Below are 18,422 nucleotides of genomic sequence, written 5' to 3'. Positions count from 1 at the left end.
ACTTCAAACCACCTCCACGTATTCTCTGCCCCAGTAAGGCTCGCCGCCGTCCTCTGATGTCTTCAGCACAGCATACCAAGCCTTACCGCCGTCTTTACGGAAACGCGGATCGAGTGTCTTAGAGCAGAACCCGAAGCCACCCTCATCCTCTGCCCCGCCACCCCGACACATTTCACGATTACATTCCGTGTTTTTTCTGGGATCGCACTCATAGAACAGGACTTTCTCTCCTGTCACGCCATCCACCAGGTACCCACCACGGGATACAATGTTGTTGATATCGACCATTGAAGTTCACCTCTTTATTTCCGAACGGTCAGATATTTTCGTTACTAACCGTAGATACTTTTCATGCCGGCGACCCCATGATTTGAGCAAGACGGTAGAGCACCGTCACGAACTGTTCACGGGTAACAAGGTCTTGCCACATATAGTTGGGTTCACCATTGATGACAGTCCCGTTGCCGGTAATCAAACCCATATCCAACGCCCACTGCCGCGCCTCAGCGCTCCACTGGCCGCAGTCGTTGTCCTGCAGTTCAGCTCTCATTTCCTGAAAGAGTTTTCTGAACTGTTCCAAATCAGAGTCGGACGCAGGAGCAGTCTGTGAGGCAAACTGGTCATAGTACCGCTGCCCATACTCAGCACGCTTCTTCTGAACATCCTTACTCTGGTTTGCCGGCTTCTCAAAGTTCAGTAGCACGGCATTGGAAGCCTCCAATACAGAGGTTGCCGCCCGCAGCACCGCCAGCACGCCGGGGTAGCTCCCGGACAGCTCTTTCCAAAGAAAATCCAGCTGCATAATGAGATCGCCGATAGATTTTCCAGACGCCTTAGCAAAATCCAGCAGGGCTTGCTTCCGAGTCCAAAACGTCCACTGAGCAAGGCCAAAACCAGCCTTGTCCTGCACGAAATTTGTGTAGGTACCGTTATCCACAGCAGCTACATAAGCATTGTCATTCATGCCAAGGACGTTTTCATAACTGTTCTGCAAATTTCGAGGATTAAGGCCGCTTTCGGCAAACAAGTTGCCCATCAACCCAGCGATCCCATACTCACTCAATCCCTTCTTTTGAAGGTAGTCATGAATTGTCAGTTCGTTCATCTCGCACCTCCTTACAGATCAGAAAGCGCGGCTTGCTTCTGCCCGACGATTTCACCGTTCATGCAATACTTGCCGATTTCGTCCTCATCGTCGATATCCTTGTAGATATCCACCATTTCCAAGCTCTCCCATCCAATGATGGTCTTGATCACAGAATCGGGCAGGTTTGCCTTGGCAAGTGAAGTCGTAAAGAAGTGCCGGAGACTATGCCAATACACAGGGATACCCAGAATATTGGAGAAGGTCTCCGCCCAGCTGTTCAGTGTAGAGATAGGCACCGTCTTCGTAGGATCGTCCCTGTCAGGGAACAGCCACTCACTTTCGATACCCAGATCTGCCCGCTTCGCCATCCACGCATCGAAGTAGGGCTTGAAAGGCTTTGCCAGCACATAGCAGGTAAGCATTTTTCCATTGACGCCCTTGCCCTTCGTTCTGACTTTCTCAGGCGTTTTGTAAAACGTGCCATAGATGATGTTCTCGTCGTCGAAGTACGACACTTTGAATCGCGTCAGCTCAGACTTGCGCCGTCCAGAATACCGCGCCAAAGCGAAGCAGCAGGCTTTCTCGTACTGCCCGCGCTCCATCAGATAGTCCAAGAGTTGATCGGCCTGTTCGTCGGTCAGCACCGTCTTCTCTCTGGTCGGCTCATTTACCGGGTTCTCGATCTTGCGGACGATTGACCGGAAGTTGGGAAGCTCGTCATCCAAGATTGCTTCGATGTAGTTGCTCAAAGATGACAACGTACTCTTCAGCCGGCGCACACGGGCGGGAGAGTTCTCGTTGTTCCGCAACAGCCAGTTTTGGTACGAGATGATGTCACGCTTGCTAATCTCCGGGAAATACTTGTTGTCCGCATTTTGGAGTACCCACACGAAGAAAATATACAAATCGCTCGTATATGCCTTAACGGTGGAATCCGCCTTGCCGATACTCCGCAGGTATTCCAGAAAATCGTTCATCAGCCGAATGTTCTTCGGATTGATCTGGGCGATCAATTCCGGGCTGGTGATCTTGTTTTGTCTCGTCTTCCGTCCCATAACTCTCACCTCCTTTTTCGTATGAAGAAAGAGCCGCACCTTTTTTTAGGTACGGCTCTTAAAAATGGTTAGCAAATAGCTGTTTTATTCTGTTATGTGTAGCGGGGCTTCTCTCCACCCTCTACCGCATACCTCATCCAGTCCAGTATGACAATACCCACAACGGATAGGACGAGCCACAGCAAAGTAAACTGCGGGCAGATTTGTCCCAGGATGTTCCCGGCCAAGTGCGAGTAATCCCACACTCCCAAACCAAGCCACACATTCAAAACAAGTCCGGTAACGAACTCTAACGCTGTAATCGCGGCAGCACAGATACACGCCTGCCCTACCAGCGGCATTCCCCAGGGAAGCTCTGCTCCGAAGCGTTCCAGGGGGACGGCCAGAATAATCGCCAACGCAAACATCGTCCAGCTGATCGTTTCTGGCCTACCCTGAGAAGTCTTCCAGATGACCTCGCCGAAGAAATACACACCGCCAGTCCAAAACCAGAGCAGAACAGAAAGCACCCACTTCCCAATTCGTTTTCGCTCCATGCTTATCTTACTCCCATTCTCCGGCAATTTCTTTCAGCCGGTTTTGTTCCCGCAGCGCCTCTTCCTCTTTGACCTCAGCGCCAAACTGTGCCAACATAAAGGCTTGTGCCTTAATGATCTCAGCCTGACGAATGCAGATGTCGGTTAGTTCCGCAATCAGCTCAACGCTGCTCATGCGGCACCGCCCAGCTTTTGCATGATAGCTTCCATCTGAGCCTGGGCTACTGCCATCTTCTCAGACAAAGCCGCAGCATAGGGTTCGGGCAGATCCATACCATACTGCACAGCAGCGATCTCCTCAGCGTCAGTCATGGCATTGACATAGCTCTTGAGAGCATTGTGATATGCCGTCTGACCAGTAATCAGCGTCTGAGCCGCAACGTAAATCTGAGCAATCTCGGTAGCAGAATACACCGTGCAGGTTCCATCATCGGCCTGATAGGGGAACTCAGTACCCCCCAGCTCAACCACGCGGAATAGGTTGTTGATATTGCTCTGATCCTCCAGTTTCAGATTGAAGTGGTCACGGCGATCCCCGATAGGTACGTCTACGCCGGCTACGATGACCGCGTTGCAAGCCTTGGAAATTTCCAAGAGTTTCGCTGCACGTACAGTTTCCAAGGCATTGTCACTGCCAAGGATTTCCACTGCATCTTCGGTCGTGATCCAACCATTCGCAACGGCCTTCAGAAGGCCGTTCGCTGAAATGGAGGGTTCGATTCCGCGCAGGCCATTTTCATACATTTCTCTCAGTTTATCCTTCATCTCTCAGCCCTCCAAAATTGTCCGAATCAGACCTTCGATGGTAGTCTGATGGCTTTTGAGTTCTTGCCCACCGTCGATCTCTGAGACAACGACAGTATCGGCACCCTCAATATCTTCATGCCCAACCAGGTTATAGGCCACGCTCTTGAATGCCACACCGATAGCATCTTTACGAGTTGCTGTAGTAAAACATCCCCCATCACCATAACGAATGTAGTTGACAGAATCGGTAATACCCAATTCCGTCCCGTCAATTTTGATAATCCGATACATTACTTGACCTCCTTTGCACCAATCAACTTGGCGATATGTTTCAGATCTTCGATTTCAGCATTATAGAAATCGTGGTTCCAAAGCCAAAAATCATCACGATCACTGCACTTGTACTGCTGGCAGCGAGGATCATCCCAAATCTTATCCCATCTGTCCTGATGTGCCTCATCATGCTTTGCAAGTGTAGACTTGATGGTTTGAATGAGTTTTCCACGCAGAAGCCCTTGTCCATCGTCGTTTTGCGCAAAGAACTCATATGCGCAATCACTGAACACGGCACATACCGGTTTCCCGTTGTGCAGCAAAACATTTCCACCCACTTCCAGCTTCGTGCCGTATGGGATATTTACTTCGCCGCTAATAGTCTTGAACTTTGCTCTTTTTACTGTGATATAGCTATTGTGGTTCACCGTGATATACCTCCAAATAAGAAAACACCCGAAGACTTGCTTCGAGTGTAATCTGTTAGTTATTTTTTACGCGGACTTCTTTAGTTGTTCTTGCTCTCTATACCGATTAAACATGGCATAGTGCAGCCGCCTCAACCGTAACAACCTGCCGTGATCGTCAAAATGCCTGTAGTACGCAGTCTGGCATTCCATATATTGATCTATCTCGAAAAGTGTTTTCCTGCCAGCAAGATATTCCCTATGGAACATTTTCAACTTACGCCTTGCACGCTTCACACCATCACGGCTACCATTGATCTTGATTGCTCCGGTTTCCGTCAATGTGAAACGAGCCTTACAAAACCTAAACGGCTTTGTAAGCGGAATGATTTTGCACTTTTTCTTATTCACCCTAATACCGAAAGACTCAAACTTTTTAACAATATCTCTTGCTATCTGTTTCAGTTCTTCAATATCATGGTAAATAACATAGTAGTCATCCATATAGTGACCGGCACAGTGAAGACCAAGCTGGCATTTGATATAGTTGTCAATCGCACTTGGAAGAGACACCATCTCCTGCTGGCTCGGCTCCACGCCCAAAGGCATACCTCTACCAGGCGCATTGCCATAAGGCGCATAGTCAATAATCGCGTCTGCTACTGCCCGAATCTGCGGGTCAAACATTACTTGCTGATGCCGACGATAGATGATATCTCTGTTAGCATTCGGAAAGAAGCTCTTCAAGTCAAGAAGGAATATGCCCCCTTCTCTTCCATAGCGTCGGTAATGCCATGCAAGCTGTTGTGTTACCCTACGGAAATGCCAATGTAGTCCCTTACCTCTCTGACTGGCTCCGTTGTCGCAAATCATACCCGGATGATAAAGGGGAATGAGGACTTCATTTGTAAAAACCTTATGAATCTGCCGATCGTCGATGTGCGGGGCATCAATCGGTCGCACTTTTCCACGCTCAGAAATGGTGAAATGTGCGCATTTCTTTTGTTTCCACTTACCGTCCAAAACTTCACGCCGTCTCTTGGCTGTTCCAGAAAATAAGTGAAGCTCAAAGTTTTGCGTACTCTGTTTCCAACGGACACCCGTACAACATTTTCTCCCATAGAAGAACATATCGTGATAGTTGAAAACATCTTGAAGTGTACCCATCTAAACTACTTTGACCCGACACATGAAACGAGGATAGCGCAAGTACCCCGCCATGCAAGCAGCGTCCGTGTAAGGTCGTCAAAGGGCAGTTTTAGGGATTTTCACCCAGGGAAGTATCTCTCCTTTTGCGAGGGTCGTCTTTCACCTATCGGTTACTCCATGTGACCCCGCATCGCAAAATCCGGGCGCGAGCGCAGCCGCATTCCTTGCATTGTTATTGTTGGCGCTGCCATCAGTGTTCACATTGCAGAAATTGTTATTGTTGTTGTAATTAGCAGAACGGAGCCACCACCACGCCGCCAAAGGCGGCGAAAACACCAAGGACACGTTTTCAGAAATACACCCAATAAAGATTTAGCTCTTTTTGATTTGCCCTAACGATTTCAGAGTCCCTTTGATCAACTCATCTTCGTTGTCAATCATTTCCCCAAGACTTGCAGCCATTCTGTCTAACTTTTCCGTTGCCTCCTTCGGAGATACTGAATTTCCCTTAGAAGTTGTAAAACCTCCCTCGGGGTTCTGCATTATCACGAGATAGCAATGCGTAAGTCTGACATCCAGTGCTTTTAAGGAAGCTCTTGCTTCCAGCAAATGCGCTTTGCGTAACTCAATTCTCTGAGCGTCTGATGGGAAAATACTGTTCGCTTTCTCAGCATGATCCACTACTTCTCCAGCCAACTTAGCCACAGGTTCGGCCAAAAGTCTGGAATACCGTGCAGACATCCTTGTGAGAAAATTCAGCGTTTCTACATAGATTTGGTTAGCAGTATTGACATACTCAGCCTTACTCGTAGTCCGCCTTGCTTTCAATACAGACATTCTTTTACCTCTCTGGTGAATGGTCTTTTGCCCTATTCATCTGACTTAGTTTGATTTGCAGTAATCGCTCCCTCCGCTTTTTCGACTTCTTCCAGATGTTTCAAAAGCACAAACTCTATGTAGTTTGTCATGGAGCGATGCTGTTTTGTCGCCAGCGCACCAATCTTATCAAACACCTCATCAGATAGACGCAGCGTGAAAACACGTTTGTTTGATGCCATACTCAACCTCCCACTTACCTGCACATAAATATTTTAGTGCTATTTTCAGCTTTTGTATGCAGTATTTAGACTGTTAAGTGATAGCATTTTATAGGGCATTTTTCTAAAAATCGCGTCGGCGGCGCAAAGCGCCGCCTCAGCTTTTGTTTTTTTGTCTCCGTATCTGTTACCTTATCTGTCCTATCGGGGAACCCGCCCATTTTCATGGGCGGGATATGGATTGGGATACTCTGCGGAGGATTAGACAGCAAAGCCGGGCGCGAGCGCAGCCGCATACCTCGCAGTGCTAGCGAGGGCGCTGCCATCAGTGCTCACATAGCAGAAATTGTAAAGGTTGCTGCAATAAGCAGAACGGAGCCACCACCACGCCGTAGAGCCGGTAGCGTTGTGTCTATACATGACCCTGCTGTTACCGGAAGAGTAATAGGCGTACTGCTTCTGGTAGTTCTGCTCATACTGGTTAGCATAATAACGAGTGCCCTGTACCTCGAACTCAGCCAGCAGGAACAGATAGTCGGTGAATGCCTTGACATTCGCAGCCACATTGGAGCTGTTGCCAACGGCATCGGCGTATTTGGTAACGCCCTTCATAACCGCTCTCAGGTCAGCAGGAAGCGCAGCCATCAGCGTATTCGCAACAGGGTTTGTAGCACAAGTGGCACTTGCGTTATAACCAACTCTGGATGTAGTTACAGTAGAACCGTAGCCAGAAGGAGGCACATCGGTACTACCCAAAACATCGTAACGCAGGTCACAACCAGCCCAGCCACCATAGTTATAGTTGCCCCAATGGTTCATATTGAAATACTTTGCACCATTGGTATAATAGTTACTGTAGCCACTGTCAATCAGGCCAATCAACTTACTGCTGATCTTACCGATCTGGAAGTGAATCCTGTTGCTGCCCTCGACAGAGCTGTTGTGGTCAAAGCCCAAAATAAAAACATCAACAGACAGGTTGGAAAGAGAAAGTGTTCCAACTGTACCGTTGATGGTAATGGTCTTTGTTGCGCCGACTGACCAGTATGTGCTTGCCAAACCAGCTGCAGCGATCTTGCTGATATCTTCCCAAGAGCAGTCGTTCAATGCAGTTCCGACAGCAGGAAGGAACTCCGCAGACACCGCGACCGTCTTACTGCCAGGGGCAGTATGGTTTGTACCAGCGGCTACACTGATAGTGATTTTCGCCGTACCAGTCTTATCGTTCACGCTTTGGATAGTCACCACGTTCCCGCTGACAGAAGCCGTAGCAACACTGGCGTCACTGGTTTGTGCGGAAATTGCGCCGTCGCCGGCACGGGTAACGATGACTGTTTTGCTTTTTGTTGAACTATTCAGAACTACGCTCGTCGCGCTCAGGCTCAAAGAGCCTGCCGCTTTACCGATAGTCCAGCTTACCGTCTTAGCAGATGTGCTACCGTCAGACCAGCAATAATCGTCTTTGGGAGTCAAGGTGGCGTTATAGCTTCCAGCGTTAATGCCACTTGTAACTCCACCCAATGTCATTTTGGAGCTATCATAGTTGCTCCATGACGGGCTTTGAGAATTGCCCGAATATGTCAGGCTACCACTCTGACTGGGAACCGTAGAGATCGCAAGCCGATTAGGTACGCCAGTGACACGATTGGCAGTGCCCGTGTTTACCGCTCCATCTGTAGAAGTCGGGAAGAACGACACATAATAGGTCACTCCGTTTTGCAGGCCGGTAACAGTCAACGGGCTACTGGCATACTGATTGCGGGTCGTTACCGCCAACCGATACGCCGCATCTGCATCGTCGGGATCAGTAGCATAACCGCCCGCCTTAACTACCACAGTAGTCTTCGCCCAAGTCGCCAGCGTTACACCGTCGTTCACCACGGTAGCCGAAGGATCATTCCATTTCAGTGCCAGCTTGCCATTACCAGCGGCAACAGCACTCATGCTGGACACATCGCCAACTGCCACAGGAGCGGGCGTCTTACTGAACTCGTCGTCCGCACTATCCGTATAGGAACTCTGCGTAGTGTAGGGAAAGAACTTGTAGTAGTAGGTTACACCGTCTGTCAGGCCAGAATCGCAAAAGTATTCGTTCTGATACGCATTGCGAGTCTTGCTATCCAAAACTACCGTACCATCACGACGGCTTACAGGGGCACTACCTGCCTTACGCACCAGCAGAGTGCCGCCCCATGCTGCCAGTGTGGAGCCGGCCACAACCAGATCGTCAGGGTCAGTCCACTTCACATAAACCTTGCCGGCAGCGGCCAAGGTCTGAATATCTGTCACAGCGGCCAGGGTCAGACCGCCTGTTCCGCCTCCACCACCAGAGGGGAAATTGCCAAGAATAGGCATATTGAATCCTCCTTTTCTTTTATCCCAGGAGAGTGATTACCACAGGGATATCAATATCGGGCATTTCACCGTCTGCTGAGATAATGAGCTTTCCATCAGACTGCCCGGTTACGCAGAGTTTGGCATCTCGTGCCATCTCACGTTGCTCAAAAGTTGCGCTATGAGCGACCGAGATATTACCGTTTTGCGCAGCACCAAGATTAGTGACGGCCAGTTCTTGCGTAAACGGAGCATCTACCCCTGCCCATGAGCTGGCGATCAGCGTACATTCAATACTCACGCTCTTGCCGCCTTTCTCCGCCAAAATCTCATCAACCTTAATGAAGTTGGAGTTAGATGCACCGTTGATTGCTTCACGCCAGTCCTTAAATTTTGTCGAAGAATCGTCTTCCAGGATAAGCCCATAGTTCGTCGTTGTTTGGCTCACAGCTCATCCCTCCTTAACCGAACAGAATAACCGTGATCGGGATATCACACGTAGGTTTGTCTCCACCAATGGCGACAGTAAAGGAACCGTCCTGCTGCCCACAAACATAAAGGCTGGCGGTTTCTGCCGCCTCTCTTTCCTCCATGGACACACTCTGAGACAAGCCCACGATGCCGTTTTGATCTGCCGTCAGTCCAGAAATCTCAATATTTTGTTTATTGTCTGACCAAGACGCAACAGACAGCACCTTGTCAACCGACATACTTCCACCACCGGAACATTTGACCCATGAGCTGCTGTTATATCTCCAAAGAGCGCCAGATCCCTTCACGAAGTAGAACTTCTCGAACGGTGAGGTCAGCGCAAGACGTTGTGACTCTGTGTCCAGGACGATGATATCCGTCAACTGAACACGTGTTCCGTCAGAATCGTAAAAGATGTCACCTGAATCAGTTACGATAAGGAATTGTTTGTCCTTGATCGGAACCGTAGATGTATTCCGCGCTTTACTGGCAACCGTCTGGTTTACGTTGAATAGGGACAATTTGTACACCTCCTTTAATTGAAAAAGGAGGGGCGGCATCTAAGCCGCTCCCTCCTCGGTCAGTTTACCGGATTCCCTGATCAGAACGTACCGACAGTCAGAGCTGCAACAACAGCGTCCAGATTAGCCTTGTCGCCCTCAGCGATCTTGTCCAGCTCGGTCTTGTTGGCGTGCTCGTGAGCCTTTGCAGCCGCAGCATCCCACTTAGCCTTGTCGCCCTCAACGATCTTATCCAGTTCGGTCTTGTTGGCGTGGCTGTGCTTCTTGGCAACAGCGTCCTTCAGATCCTCGTTGGTCTGATCGTAGGTGTCGAGCAGAGCCTTGTTAGCGTGGGTGTGGGTATCCTTCTCCAGAGCAGCGATGCGGCCAATAGCAGCAGTCAGGTCAGCAGCCTTGGCATAGTCACCGATGTTCAGAGCGGCGATAGCGCCGTCAGTATACTCCTTGATGTAGGCAACCACGGTGTCGCTGACAGCTCCCTCGGGCAGAGTGCCAACCAGGTTCCGCAGGGCGGTGATAGCCTGATTCATCGCAGAGGCGTCATCGGGGTGAGACTGAATCCAAGCGGCGATCTCGGCCAGAGTATTCAGAGACTCCTTGGCGCTCTCAGGGATCAGCTGGGCAGCCAGCTCCTCATTGGCGATGGTACGGGCAGACTTACCGGCATCAGCACCAATCAGAGTGGTCAGCTTGCCATTGGCGGCGTCCAGATCGGTCTGTTCAGCCTTGCCGTTGATCTTGGCCTTCAGGGTAGCCTCCAGCTCGGTCTCGCTCACCTCGTCCTTCTTTGCCAGAGCGCCCAGACCATCAACAATGCCGGCAACTTCTGCGACCTTCGCATCGGTGTAGTCCTTCACCGCCTTGCTGGTAGGCACAGTGCTGTCATCAGCGTTCTCGCCGATAGCGGTAGCATAACCCTTGATCACAACAACCCAAGCGGAGCCATTGTAGACCTCGCCAACACCGGTATCGGTATTGACATAGATCACGCCCTCGGCAGGAGTGGCAGGCTTACCCTCAGCGCTGGTATAGAGACGGACGCCCTCACCGTACTTCTTGTCACCGAAATACAGCTCGCGGGTGTCGTCAGTCAGGTAGAAGCTACCAGCATCACGAACGGCAGGCAGGTTGGCCTTGTTACCATGGTACACGAGTTTGTAGTTTGCAGTCATAGCATTTCATCCTTTCTTCTCACGTATTGTGGATTGATATATTTGTAAAGAAAACATCTCTGCATCCAGATTGTTGCCCGTTTGCATGAAATTGATTTTCTTTGCAGCTTTTTCGACTGGCACGAAATCAGAATACTCCTACCATATTGCGTACTACTTCCTCAGTAGTAGCAATAGATCCTTCTGTAATATCAGCAGCAGTACCGCCAACGGGGACGCCATAGGTTTTAATCTGACCAGCACTGATCCATGTCAGTTTGCTTTCCGCGCCATTGTTCATTACATAGAACAGGTCATCAGCCAATGTTTCACGCTCAATATCATCGGGTGTAAGTTTCCACGTACCTTCGATATTGTAAACACCGGTCTCCAAAGCACTGATTACAGTTCCGGTTCCTGCAATGTTTGTTACAGGGCGGTTTTTCAACTGGTCATAGTCAGAAACACCGCCAGAAGAACCGCCGCCTCCGCCCTGATTAGTCAAGGCAGAAATCCAGCTCAAATCAGCCATAATTGTGCCTCCTCTCAGAACATATAGTAAATATTGACATTAACCGCCTCAGAAAATTCCAGAGACGTAATGTTAATCTGATCCATGCCCAGCTCAAAAATACCAGTGATCAGTGGGATCTCCTTCCCGTTGATTTTCACTTTCGTTCCTTCTGGGCAAATCATACTGAGCTTCCGCAGCGACATTTGACCGAAGTTCAAAATGCTATTGGGATTATCCGCACGCTCATTCTGTTTGAAGATATCCAGCATATTGACATTCGGCGTCACAGTCCCGCTAAAACAACCCAAATGTGCCTGTGACATTTTTCTTACTCCTTTCCTAAGCAAGTACAACAAAGTCCAACTCTTCCAGAGTCATATCGTCGATCTCTGCCAAGGTTTTATCGTCCAGATCTGACAACAGGCGGTAGCGCTTCATGCCCGCATTCAGTGTCATTAGGATCTCTGCATCATTTGACACAGCAAACAAGCTGATCGTCTCGACAACCAGTTCGTAGAACACTTCGATAGCATTACCAATTTGCAGTTTCTTTTCTGCAATAGTTTCTGGTTCGGAAGTCTCAATACCGATTGCATTGCTACCGTCCCCCAGAGAATAGTGGAACTCTGTTTCTCCAATGCTTGCCGCAATCGCAAATGCGGCCTCCATTCCTGTTGTATAGCGATAAAGCAGCTCCGGGCTTGTCTGGTCAATACCGATCGCACTACTGCCTGACTCAAAATCGTGTTTCCGAAATGCAAGATCATTTGCACCAAAAACAGTCTGATTTTGAATAGTGTCAAAGACTTGCTTTTGTTCCGCAAGACTTTTTGCTACAATCGCCATTGCACTCTGCGCATCGCCAAGGGAACTCTTAGCATAAGCAATCGGCTGGCTAACTTTGATACCGATTTGACTTTCCAAGGCAAAGAAACTCTGGGCAAACAGCGTGAAAGCTGGGATATCCAGCCTCATCGCTGCCTGCTCCAGTTCGTTTCGATACTTGATAGTAAGTGCGGCGCTCGCTTCCAGACAAACTTGATCACCGATTTTCTCACTGACCGTAGCCAGCATCTCGTCGATCTCCGACAACAGAGCAGATTGATTTGCCACTGCAATTTTCTTTTGCAGGCTGAAATATGACAGCATCGCCCGCAAAACTACTCTGTTTACAGCTGATACGCCATCACGAAATGGGAGGGAGTAAACGATGATTGAACCTTCAGTCAAACGCTGTTTCAGGAAAATATCGTACTCCTTCATCTCCTATCGCTCCTTATGCCGTCGGGTTCACCACAGACAGGTTCAGAGAACCCAGCTTGATGGTCATGATGGTTGCAGCCTCAACACGACGACTTGCAGACAGCTCGCCGTACATCAGCAGGTTGCCACCAGTCAGAGCATCGTAAACAACAAAGTGGGTCATAGTGCCCCACTCGGAAGTGCTCTCCGCAAAATCAATCGCAGCATTGTTGGTCACGACACCATTAACAGGGGCGCTCAAAGAAGTCAGCTCTACACGAGCATAGCCGGCGCCCTCACCAGGCTCAACAACGCCACTGCCATCCAGAGCAGGCGCGGCGCTACTCAGACCCAGATAATATTTCTCAGGCAAAGCCGGGGTTTTCTTGGAGCCAAACACGTTGCCTGACACCAAATTCAGAAAATAGGTCGTATTCATCGTCCTCATCCTTTCTCAATGATTTTCTTTGTTGCTTAATGGAGGAAACTTTTGTTGATATTGTTCGCAATGCGAATAATACCCTGATCCGGGATCTCAATTTCCCCTGAGATATCCTGAATAGTAATCTGATAGATAAACTTACCGACCAGATCTACCGTTTCCTCTGGCAGCAACACCACACGCAGAACATTTGTTACAGTTCCGTCGCCGTCCTCACTCTTACTAACCTCCATCGGTTTGGCAATAAGCGGTGATCCGTTTTTGTTGACAAAATTGATCAACGCAAAACTGGCCGTACAGGAGGATAGATCAAACGGCTTTTTGTTTTGTGAAAAGAACGTGTGGAACACAAGTTCCTGCGTTGATCCTCCCACAAAGTCGATGGTAGGAAGTGAGTAAGGGCTGTAATCACAATTCATACCTATCACCGCCCTTTCAAATATTATTTTTCAGCGGATTTTGAAGTAGCTTCAACAATTTCCGCATTGTTCAAAACGTCGGCAACCTCTTCGAGAATGGCGATACTACCACTCAGATTTGCCAAATTCGCCTTGCCTTTTACATAGACATTGTTCAGCGCATTCAGCACGAATCCCAGTTGCTGCATAACTTGATCCTTCATATAGTCCTCCTTACAAAGACTTGATTTTTTCTTCCAGTTCGGAGATGCGACGGTAAAGCGTTTGAATCATGTAGGTATTCAAAGAGATAAACTCCCCATACCGTAGACGATAGAAAACGTCATCAATACCGTCTTTGGGATTGACTTCTTGGACAGGAGTAATTGTCAGGCCGGCAAAGTCATTCGTCGTCAAACCACTTTCCAACAATGCACGCTCAACGTCCTGCGCGATAAATCCAGTATGAAGTCTCTTAGACTTTCCAGCTTTTAGCTGATACTGAGCAGGTTTCAGCTTCATAAAGAAATTCTCGTACTTGTCCATTCTGTACTCGATCGCTTGCTTCAATCTCCTATCAGATCCGACCGAGATCTCTTCATCAGCAAACAAACCATTGTTTGTAATGGTAAAACCATGATCCGGTGCCTGCATACGCACACCTTTGTTGGTCGCAATAAAGTAGTATTCATCATCACTTCCGTACATTTTAGCGCCGTAAGTAAAACTCACGCCGTCGCTGCCCCTCGCGCAACAGAATCCACCATAATCACTGCCAAGAGTGATCAAATCGGCGTCAATCTGACCTGCACGAATATAGTTTGCATTGATATACAGCTTGCGTGTCGAAGAATCACTAAAAACGCCAAACTTTGTACCGCCATTTGTCAAAACATTAAAAACGTTTCGCTCATTGACGGTCGCATCGCTTCCGTCCATACCATCCTGGCCGTCTTTACCATTCTGGCCGTCTTCACCGCGAATCTTAATCGCCGAAGTCCAGGTCACTCCGCCATCGTAGGTATAAGAAGCATAGAGATCTCCGTCATTGATAGACTTGTGCCAACTGGTACTTCCCCTGGACGGATACGAGTTGTATGACCCGGTAGGAGGTGAGGCGGCAATACTGCAATACAACACCAAGCACGGGCTGTTGCCGCTGCCCCAAGTAATGCTGCCGTCCGCCATATTGATGCTGCCCTTCATAGTGACATTGCCGGACGGATCGACATAGAACGCACCGTTGTTTACATCAATACCGCAGCCTTTCAGCCATCCACCAGATTGTGGATCGGCTGTCAGATTTCCGCTCAGTCTTGAGGCAGAGAGCGTACCGCTAAACTCGCCATCTCTTGCGTGCAGTGTGCCGTCTCGCTTTACCCAGAATTTTGCATTCTCAGGTTTTGTAGCACCCGCCCAAATCGCATACAGCGAATTGGTATCCTTGGAAGAGTTGAGGGCAACAAAAGTAGAGTTTGATCCACAATGAAGCTCATTCTCGGCCAGTTCCCACCCGCCAATCGAACCGGAGTCGGCCTTGATTCTTCCTCTGAAATAAGCGCTGCCGTCTCGAAGATCCAGATAGAAGTTTGCGTTCTCAGGCATACCGTCCGCATCGAACTTGATATCGCCCCAATCGTCAATAAACTCCGGGGTCACGGTTGTACCGTTAGTATTGAACAGGAGCTTATTGCCGGCCACGATACCATACTTCGGATCGAAGATCATCAGGCCACCGTCGTCATGCTGCATAATGTACGAGGCGTTATACAACCACGCTCCGGTGGCGTCCACCTTGAATTGCATTACGCCGTTATCGTTGGCGTTCTCCAAAACGAGGTTGTTACCAATAATGAGACTACCCGCAAGCAGTTCTGTATTGATACCCCATGTCTCTCCAATCAGGATATCGTTACCCTTATCATCTTTGAGACCTGTTTTCGCATCGGAGTAAAACCGACCGATACCCAGTTTAGCAGTCTTCCAACCATCGTCAGTCATGGCAATCATGTTGTCCACGATACGCAGTTGATACTTACTGTCACCGCCCACTTGGATACCCGCACCATTGATCACAACGCTCTGATTACTTGCGCCAATAATGGTGTTTACTGCCGCATTCAAGGCGTTCTCCATAAACTGCGAAACCTGAGTAGTCTTATTCGCAGTTCTGTTGTAGAGGTATTTGCTGGTATCAAAACTGCGGCTGGACGCACTGACCTTATTGACCTCACTCAGCCAATTCGCAACTACGTCACGTTTTTGGAAACGGTTAGAAAAGGTCAATGTCAACTTCTCGGGGTTCTCAAAGTCCAGAGCTACCCCGATCAGCTTCGGCTCGATCACACCACCATCACCGACGTTCAGATAAATGCTCTTGCCGAACTCCAATTTATTCTTAAACGGCTCAAACTCTTTCTGGAACAAGAAATTAGCCGTATCAATGGAAAACTCGTAAACAGGCCATGCCCATTCATCCAAAAGCTCTTCGCCAAATGCGTACAGCTCTTGCGCCACAGAATATTTTTGATACTCGTTCACATTTACTGTGAAAAACAGCTTGGATGTGCCCGCCTCAAAAGAAATCTGGGTGCCTTTGTTCTCCGTTACCCCATCCTGAGAAACAGGAGAAATATCACTGCTGAACTGAGAAAGTATGCCGGATGCAGTAACAAGTCCGCTCGGGAAGCTATGCTCATCAAACGTCGTAGATCCCATGTACACCGTCAGTACATATTCGTTTGTACTTGGATTAACCTCCAAAGTACCACGCACAATGTCTGCCGTCAGCTTTGCGCTGGCAATTTTCAAAACGCCGCCCGCAATAGCATACATACTTTTACCGTTAAGGCTTGCCTGTGCAATATCAGCCCCGGTCAATGTAACCTCCCCCTGCAATGTGGAGATGGCACCAGAAGCCGATGTATCTACATCGGTCGCAACGAAAGTTTCTTCTGCCGCTTCGCCCTCAATCAAATAGTGGTTGAGGATTTTTTGTTCGGCTTTTGTGAAATACTTGGAAATAGACAGCTGCTCTACAACACCCTGAATATCAGTGGTATACCGATCAATCTCTGCCTGCAAATTCGCAATCACTGTTTCTTGCGCCTCAATCTCAGAGTTCTTTGCAGAGATTTTCTCATTGATCTCTGTCAGCTGTTGCTGTTGACTTGTCTTTCCAGCGGCAGTGGATTCCAGAGCCATTGTCTGGATAATTACGCTTTGTTGCGTAGTCAGGACTTCCAAATCGCCTTTCAGCGAAGCGAGTGTCACTTCCTCCGCCAGCCTTTGGGCGGTTCTGGATGCCCGTGCTGCTACCAGATTGGTGTAGTGAGTTTGGTTGCTTTTAATTGCAGCATTCCAGCTCTTGACGCGCTCGGCCAAAGTAACTGTGCTGCCCTCGGCGATCACATCAAAATCGCCGTTGGAAATGAAGTATGACAGGTTTACCATGTAGTCTGTGCCGATCGGGTTTACATCCCGAATACTCAGGTCGTCCGATCCGTACAGATGGAGCTTTGTCACCATATCATCGGTAAGCTCTTCCAGATCAACCGCGTCCACCAAATTCTGATAACTCAGATAGATAGGTACGGTTCCACGGCTTTTGCCCGCGTCGTAAGCACTAATTGTCCTGGCGTACACGTCAAACACAATCGTGCAGTTATACTTCTCCATAGCGCTACCATAGCAAAAACTCAAGGCATCGCTATCGTACTCGTCAAAGGTGCGATAACATCCAATCAGCTTGGGGTCAACATACCCAATACTCCATGTCGTATCCAATTCCAGAATACGGCCCAGAATAGTATCCTCCGGCTGAACAGGATTCCAGAAGTTATACGTTCCTTCTTCCAAATAGAGTTTCTTTTTCTCAAAAAGCTGCTCAATAGAGTATCCGGTAATATGCTTTACCTCAGATACACCGTCACCTGATGTAGCCGGCCTCTGAAGAATGTAGATACCAAGCTGTTCGGTAAACAGCATTTTGTAGCTGGTCAGCAGACGATAAACCGGATTGATTTTCCCATCGGAATGCCGAGGGACATCGAACTCAACACGGCTTACATCCGCATAGTTCAATTCAAAATTAAGGTTGCTGACCCAAGGGATAACCCCAAGCTCTTTACCGGCCAGAGTCTGCAACCGCAAAGTGGGCTGCTTAATCTGGCTGGCTTCCAATTTAGAATAATCCAGATACACCTCTGGCCTCCTTTCTTATGCTCCGACGTTATAAAGGTATCGACCGCTGATCGTTACGCTCCCAGTTCCAGTGAATACCAATTCATTGTCTCCGGGTTCCAACTCCAAAAACACAAAATTGAAGTGTTCATAAAGATCGTAGCCAGAAACTTCCTCGGTAACTACCTGGTTCTCATTGTCAACGCGGATAGACAAACTGCTTCCCGGCAAATTATCAAACCGCATTTCTGCTCCGGTCGTCTTGTTCTTTACTGCAAAACTGGTACAGCCGGCAGCAAGAGTGACCAACATTTCTGGGCGCAACTTTTCCATGCAGGTACTGTCGTTGTAAAACCGCACCGCTGTTCCCCCGCTGATTTGATAGGTCTTCGCAAATGGATAACTATATCCATATGGGCAGTCGCAGATGATTTTAGCTTCAAACGCCATAGGCACCCAGCTGAGATGAATAGGCGTCAGTTCCTGAACAAGACACCGGAATTGAATATGCTCCATATCCGGCTGATCAATACTGAGCCATTGGTACTCCTGATACCCTGTCAGCCATTTTGAAACCGCCTGCATTTCATAGCGATCCAACTTATGATCTGCTCCGAAAATCAACGTAAAGCTCAACGGACTATCGTTATATCGCACACCATAGTGGATCGGCGCAACACGATTTGCCAGCCGCGTCTCCACCAGATTTGCTTTATTGCCAAAACTATTGGCACTATGTTTATTGCTGGACATATCCGCAATGTACATACCAAACATGGAAGCGGGCATACCAGCATAGGTAAATTCATAGCTTTTGAACATTGTCTTCCCTTCCTTGCTATATGAAAGGGACGCCCGAAATTGGGCGTCCCAATC

At 48.6% G+C, this 18,422-nt stretch carries 24 protein-coding genes; all 24 read right to left on the bottom strand.

Annotated features, from left to right (window positions below):
- Positions 1 to 3: 3 nt before the first annotated feature.
- Positions 4 to 288 (bottom strand): hypothetical protein, encoded by a 285-nt coding sequence (locus E0E29_RS09055; protein ID WP_130849602.1) that lies wholly within the window; start codon positions 286 to 288, stop codon positions 4 to 6.
- 61 nt (positions 289 to 349) lie between these two features.
- Complete coding sequence (locus E0E29_RS09050) at positions 350 to 1,105, bottom strand: phage tail tip lysozyme (protein WP_130849601.1); 756 nt, start codon at positions 1,103 to 1,105, stop codon at positions 350 to 352.
- Between the two features lie 11 nt (positions 1,106 to 1,116).
- Positions 1,117 to 2,142 carry a tyrosine-type recombinase/integrase gene (locus E0E29_RS09045; RefSeq protein ID WP_130849600.1) on the bottom strand — a complete coding sequence of 342 codons (1,026 nt, stop codon included), beginning with the start codon at positions 2,140 to 2,142 and terminating at the stop codon, positions 1,117 to 1,119.
- 92 nt (positions 2,143 to 2,234) lie between these two features.
- On the bottom strand, positions 2,235 to 2,678 hold the full coding sequence (locus E0E29_RS09040) for a putative ABC transporter permease (protein ID WP_130849599.1): 444 nt from the start codon (positions 2,676 to 2,678) through the stop codon (positions 2,235 to 2,237).
- Between the two features lie 7 nt (positions 2,679 to 2,685).
- On the bottom strand, positions 2,686 to 2,853 hold the full coding sequence (locus E0E29_RS18115; RefSeq protein ID WP_165449851.1) for a hypothetical protein: 168 nt from the start codon (positions 2,851 to 2,853) through the stop codon (positions 2,686 to 2,688).
- Positions 2,850 to 3,443 carry a DUF4376 domain-containing protein gene (locus E0E29_RS09035; protein ID WP_130849598.1) on the bottom strand — a complete coding sequence of 198 codons (594 nt, stop codon included), beginning with the start codon at positions 3,441 to 3,443 and terminating at the stop codon, positions 2,850 to 2,852. Before E0E29_RS09035 ends, E0E29_RS18115 begins: the two co-directional genes overlap by 4 nt.
- A gap of 3 nt (positions 3,444 to 3,446) precedes the next feature.
- Positions 3,447 to 3,716 (bottom strand): hypothetical protein, encoded by a 270-nt coding sequence (locus E0E29_RS09030; protein ID WP_130849597.1) that lies wholly within the window; start codon positions 3,714 to 3,716, stop codon positions 3,447 to 3,449.
- Positions 3,716 to 4,126, bottom strand: coding sequence for an isoaspartyl peptidase (locus tag E0E29_RS09025; protein WP_130849596.1), 411 nt, complete (start codon positions 4,124 to 4,126; stop codon positions 3,716 to 3,718). Before E0E29_RS09025 ends, E0E29_RS09030 begins: the two co-directional genes overlap by 1 nt.
- A 66-nt stretch (positions 4,127 to 4,192) precedes the next feature.
- Positions 4,193 to 5,272, bottom strand: a complete 1,080-nt coding sequence (locus tag E0E29_RS09020; RefSeq protein WP_242622438.1) for a reverse transcriptase domain-containing protein — start codon at positions 5,270 to 5,272, stop codon at positions 4,193 to 4,195.
- A gap of 141 nt (positions 5,273 to 5,413) precedes the next feature.
- Positions 5,414 to 5,590: a DUF6273 domain-containing protein gene (locus tag E0E29_RS19235; protein WP_423202453.1), complete on the bottom strand. Its 177-nt coding sequence runs from the start codon at positions 5,588 to 5,590 to the stop codon at positions 5,414 to 5,416.
- A gap of 36 nt (positions 5,591 to 5,626) precedes the next feature.
- On the bottom strand, positions 5,627 to 6,091 hold the full coding sequence (locus tag E0E29_RS09015) for a hypothetical protein (protein ID WP_130849595.1): 465 nt from the start codon (positions 6,089 to 6,091) through the stop codon (positions 5,627 to 5,629).
- Positions 6,092 to 6,123: 32 nt separating this feature from the next.
- Positions 6,124 to 6,312, bottom strand: coding sequence for an Arc family DNA-binding protein (locus tag E0E29_RS09010; RefSeq protein ID WP_130849594.1), 189 nt, complete (start codon positions 6,310 to 6,312; stop codon positions 6,124 to 6,126).
- Positions 6,313 to 6,552: 240 nt separating this feature from the next.
- Positions 6,553 to 8,646, bottom strand: a complete 2,094-nt coding sequence (locus E0E29_RS09005; RefSeq protein WP_130849593.1) for a DUF6273 domain-containing protein — start codon at positions 8,644 to 8,646, stop codon at positions 6,553 to 6,555.
- Positions 8,647 to 8,665: 19 nt separating this feature from the next.
- A complete protein-coding gene (locus E0E29_RS09000; protein WP_130849592.1) occupies positions 8,666 to 9,073 on the bottom strand; it encodes a hypothetical protein in 408 nt (135 codons plus the stop codon).
- Between the two features lie 13 nt (positions 9,074 to 9,086).
- Positions 9,087 to 9,617 carry a hypothetical protein gene (locus tag E0E29_RS08995; RefSeq protein ID WP_130849591.1) on the bottom strand — a complete coding sequence of 177 codons (531 nt, stop codon included), beginning with the start codon at positions 9,615 to 9,617 and terminating at the stop codon, positions 9,087 to 9,089.
- 80 nt (positions 9,618 to 9,697) lie between these two features.
- On the bottom strand, positions 9,698 to 10,789 hold the full coding sequence (locus tag E0E29_RS08990) for a hypothetical protein (RefSeq protein ID WP_130849590.1): 1,092 nt from the start codon (positions 10,787 to 10,789) through the stop codon (positions 9,698 to 9,700).
- A gap of 127 nt (positions 10,790 to 10,916) precedes the next feature.
- A complete protein-coding gene (locus E0E29_RS08985) occupies positions 10,917 to 11,300 on the bottom strand; it encodes a hypothetical protein (RefSeq protein ID WP_130849589.1) in 384 nt (127 codons plus the stop codon).
- A gap of 14 nt (positions 11,301 to 11,314) precedes the next feature.
- Positions 11,315 to 11,605, bottom strand: coding sequence for a hypothetical protein (locus tag E0E29_RS08980; protein ID WP_130849588.1), 291 nt, complete (start codon positions 11,603 to 11,605; stop codon positions 11,315 to 11,317).
- Between the two features lie 16 nt (positions 11,606 to 11,621).
- Positions 11,622 to 12,545, bottom strand: a complete 924-nt coding sequence (locus tag E0E29_RS08975) for a hypothetical protein (RefSeq protein WP_130849587.1) — start codon at positions 12,543 to 12,545, stop codon at positions 11,622 to 11,624.
- A 13-nt stretch (positions 12,546 to 12,558) separates the two neighbouring features.
- Positions 12,559 to 12,963 carry a phage tail fiber protein gene (locus E0E29_RS08970; RefSeq protein WP_130849586.1) on the bottom strand — a complete coding sequence of 135 codons (405 nt, stop codon included), beginning with the start codon at positions 12,961 to 12,963 and terminating at the stop codon, positions 12,559 to 12,561.
- A gap of 35 nt (positions 12,964 to 12,998) precedes the next feature.
- Positions 12,999 to 13,385, bottom strand: coding sequence for a hypothetical protein (locus E0E29_RS08965; protein WP_130849585.1), 387 nt, complete (start codon positions 13,383 to 13,385; stop codon positions 12,999 to 13,001).
- Positions 13,386 to 13,408: 23 nt separating this feature from the next.
- Positions 13,409 to 13,588: a hypothetical protein gene (locus E0E29_RS08960; RefSeq protein WP_130849584.1), complete on the bottom strand. Its 180-nt coding sequence runs from the start codon at positions 13,586 to 13,588 to the stop codon at positions 13,409 to 13,411.
- 10 nt (positions 13,589 to 13,598) lie between these two features.
- Complete coding sequence (locus tag E0E29_RS08955; RefSeq protein WP_130849583.1) at positions 13,599 to 17,567, bottom strand: tail fiber domain-containing protein; 3,969 nt, start codon at positions 17,565 to 17,567, stop codon at positions 13,599 to 13,601.
- A 15-nt stretch (positions 17,568 to 17,582) separates the two neighbouring features.
- Complete coding sequence (locus E0E29_RS08950; RefSeq protein ID WP_130849582.1) at positions 17,583 to 18,368, bottom strand: phage tail domain-containing protein; 786 nt, start codon at positions 18,366 to 18,368, stop codon at positions 17,583 to 17,585.
- Positions 18,369 to 18,422: the final 54 nt, after the last annotated feature.

This window comes from Intestinimonas timonensis (assembly GCF_900626145.1).
Taxonomy (GTDB): domain Bacteria; phylum Bacillota; class Clostridia; order Oscillospirales; family Oscillospiraceae; genus Intestinimonas; species Intestinimonas aquisgranensis.
The sequence above is the reverse complement of the archived record's forward strand: the minus strand, read 5'-3'. Positions and strand labels throughout refer to the sequence as shown.

Coding starts and splice junctions, on each gene's coding strand:
- E0E29_RS09055 (WP_130849602.1), bottom strand. CDS start 288: ATGGTCGATATCAACAACATTGTATCCCGTGGTGGGTACCTGGTGGAT.
- E0E29_RS09050 (WP_130849601.1), bottom strand. CDS start 1,105: ATGAACGAACTGACAATTCATGACTACCTTCAAAAGAAGGGATTGAGT.
- E0E29_RS09045 (WP_130849600.1), bottom strand. CDS start 2,142: ATGGGACGGAAGACGAGACAAAACAAGATCACCAGCCCGGAATTGATC.
- E0E29_RS09040 (WP_130849599.1), bottom strand. CDS start 2,678: ATGGAGCGAAAACGAATTGGGAAGTGGGTGCTTTCTGTTCTGCTCTGG.
- E0E29_RS18115 (WP_165449851.1), bottom strand. CDS start 2,853: ATGAGCAGCGTTGAGCTGATTGCGGAACTAACCGACATCTGCATTCGT.
- E0E29_RS09035 (WP_130849598.1), bottom strand. CDS start 3,443: ATGAAGGATAAACTGAGAGAAATGTATGAAAATGGCCTGCGCGGAATC.
- E0E29_RS09030 (WP_130849597.1), bottom strand. CDS start 3,716: ATGTATCGGATTATCAAAATTGACGGGACGGAATTGGGTATTACCGAT.
- E0E29_RS09020 (WP_242622438.1), bottom strand. CDS start 5,272: ATGGGTACACTTCAAGATGTTTTCAACTATCACGATATGTTCTTCTAT.
- E0E29_RS09015 (WP_130849595.1), bottom strand. CDS start 6,091: ATGTCTGTATTGAAAGCAAGGCGGACTACGAGTAAGGCTGAGTATGTC.
- E0E29_RS09010 (WP_130849594.1), bottom strand. CDS start 6,312: ATGGCATCAAACAAACGTGTTTTCACGCTGCGTCTATCTGATGAGGTG.
- E0E29_RS09005 (WP_130849593.1), bottom strand. CDS start 8,646: ATGCCTATTCTTGGCAATTTCCCCTCTGGTGGTGGAGGCGGAACAGGC.
- E0E29_RS08990 (WP_130849590.1), bottom strand. CDS start 10,789: ATGACTGCAAACTACAAACTCGTGTACCATGGTAACAAGGCCAACCTG.
- E0E29_RS08985 (WP_130849589.1), bottom strand. CDS start 11,300: ATGGCTGATTTGAGCTGGATTTCTGCCTTGACTAATCAGGGCGGAGGC.
- E0E29_RS08980 (WP_130849588.1), bottom strand. CDS start 11,605: ATGTCACAGGCACATTTGGGTTGTTTTAGCGGGACTGTGACGCCGAAT.
- E0E29_RS08975 (WP_130849587.1), bottom strand. CDS start 12,545: ATGAAGGAGTACGATATTTTCCTGAAACAGCGTTTGACTGAAGGTTCA.
- E0E29_RS08970 (WP_130849586.1), bottom strand. CDS start 12,963: ATGAATACGACCTATTTTCTGAATTTGGTGTCAGGCAACGTGTTTGGC.
- E0E29_RS08965 (WP_130849585.1), bottom strand. CDS start 13,385: ATGAATTGTGATTACAGCCCTTACTCACTTCCTACCATCGACTTTGTG.
- E0E29_RS08960 (WP_130849584.1), bottom strand. CDS start 13,588: ATGAAGGATCAAGTTATGCAGCAACTGGGATTCGTGCTGAATGCGCTG.
- E0E29_RS08950 (WP_130849582.1), bottom strand. CDS start 18,368: ATGTTCAAAAGCTATGAATTTACCTATGCTGGTATGCCCGCTTCCATG.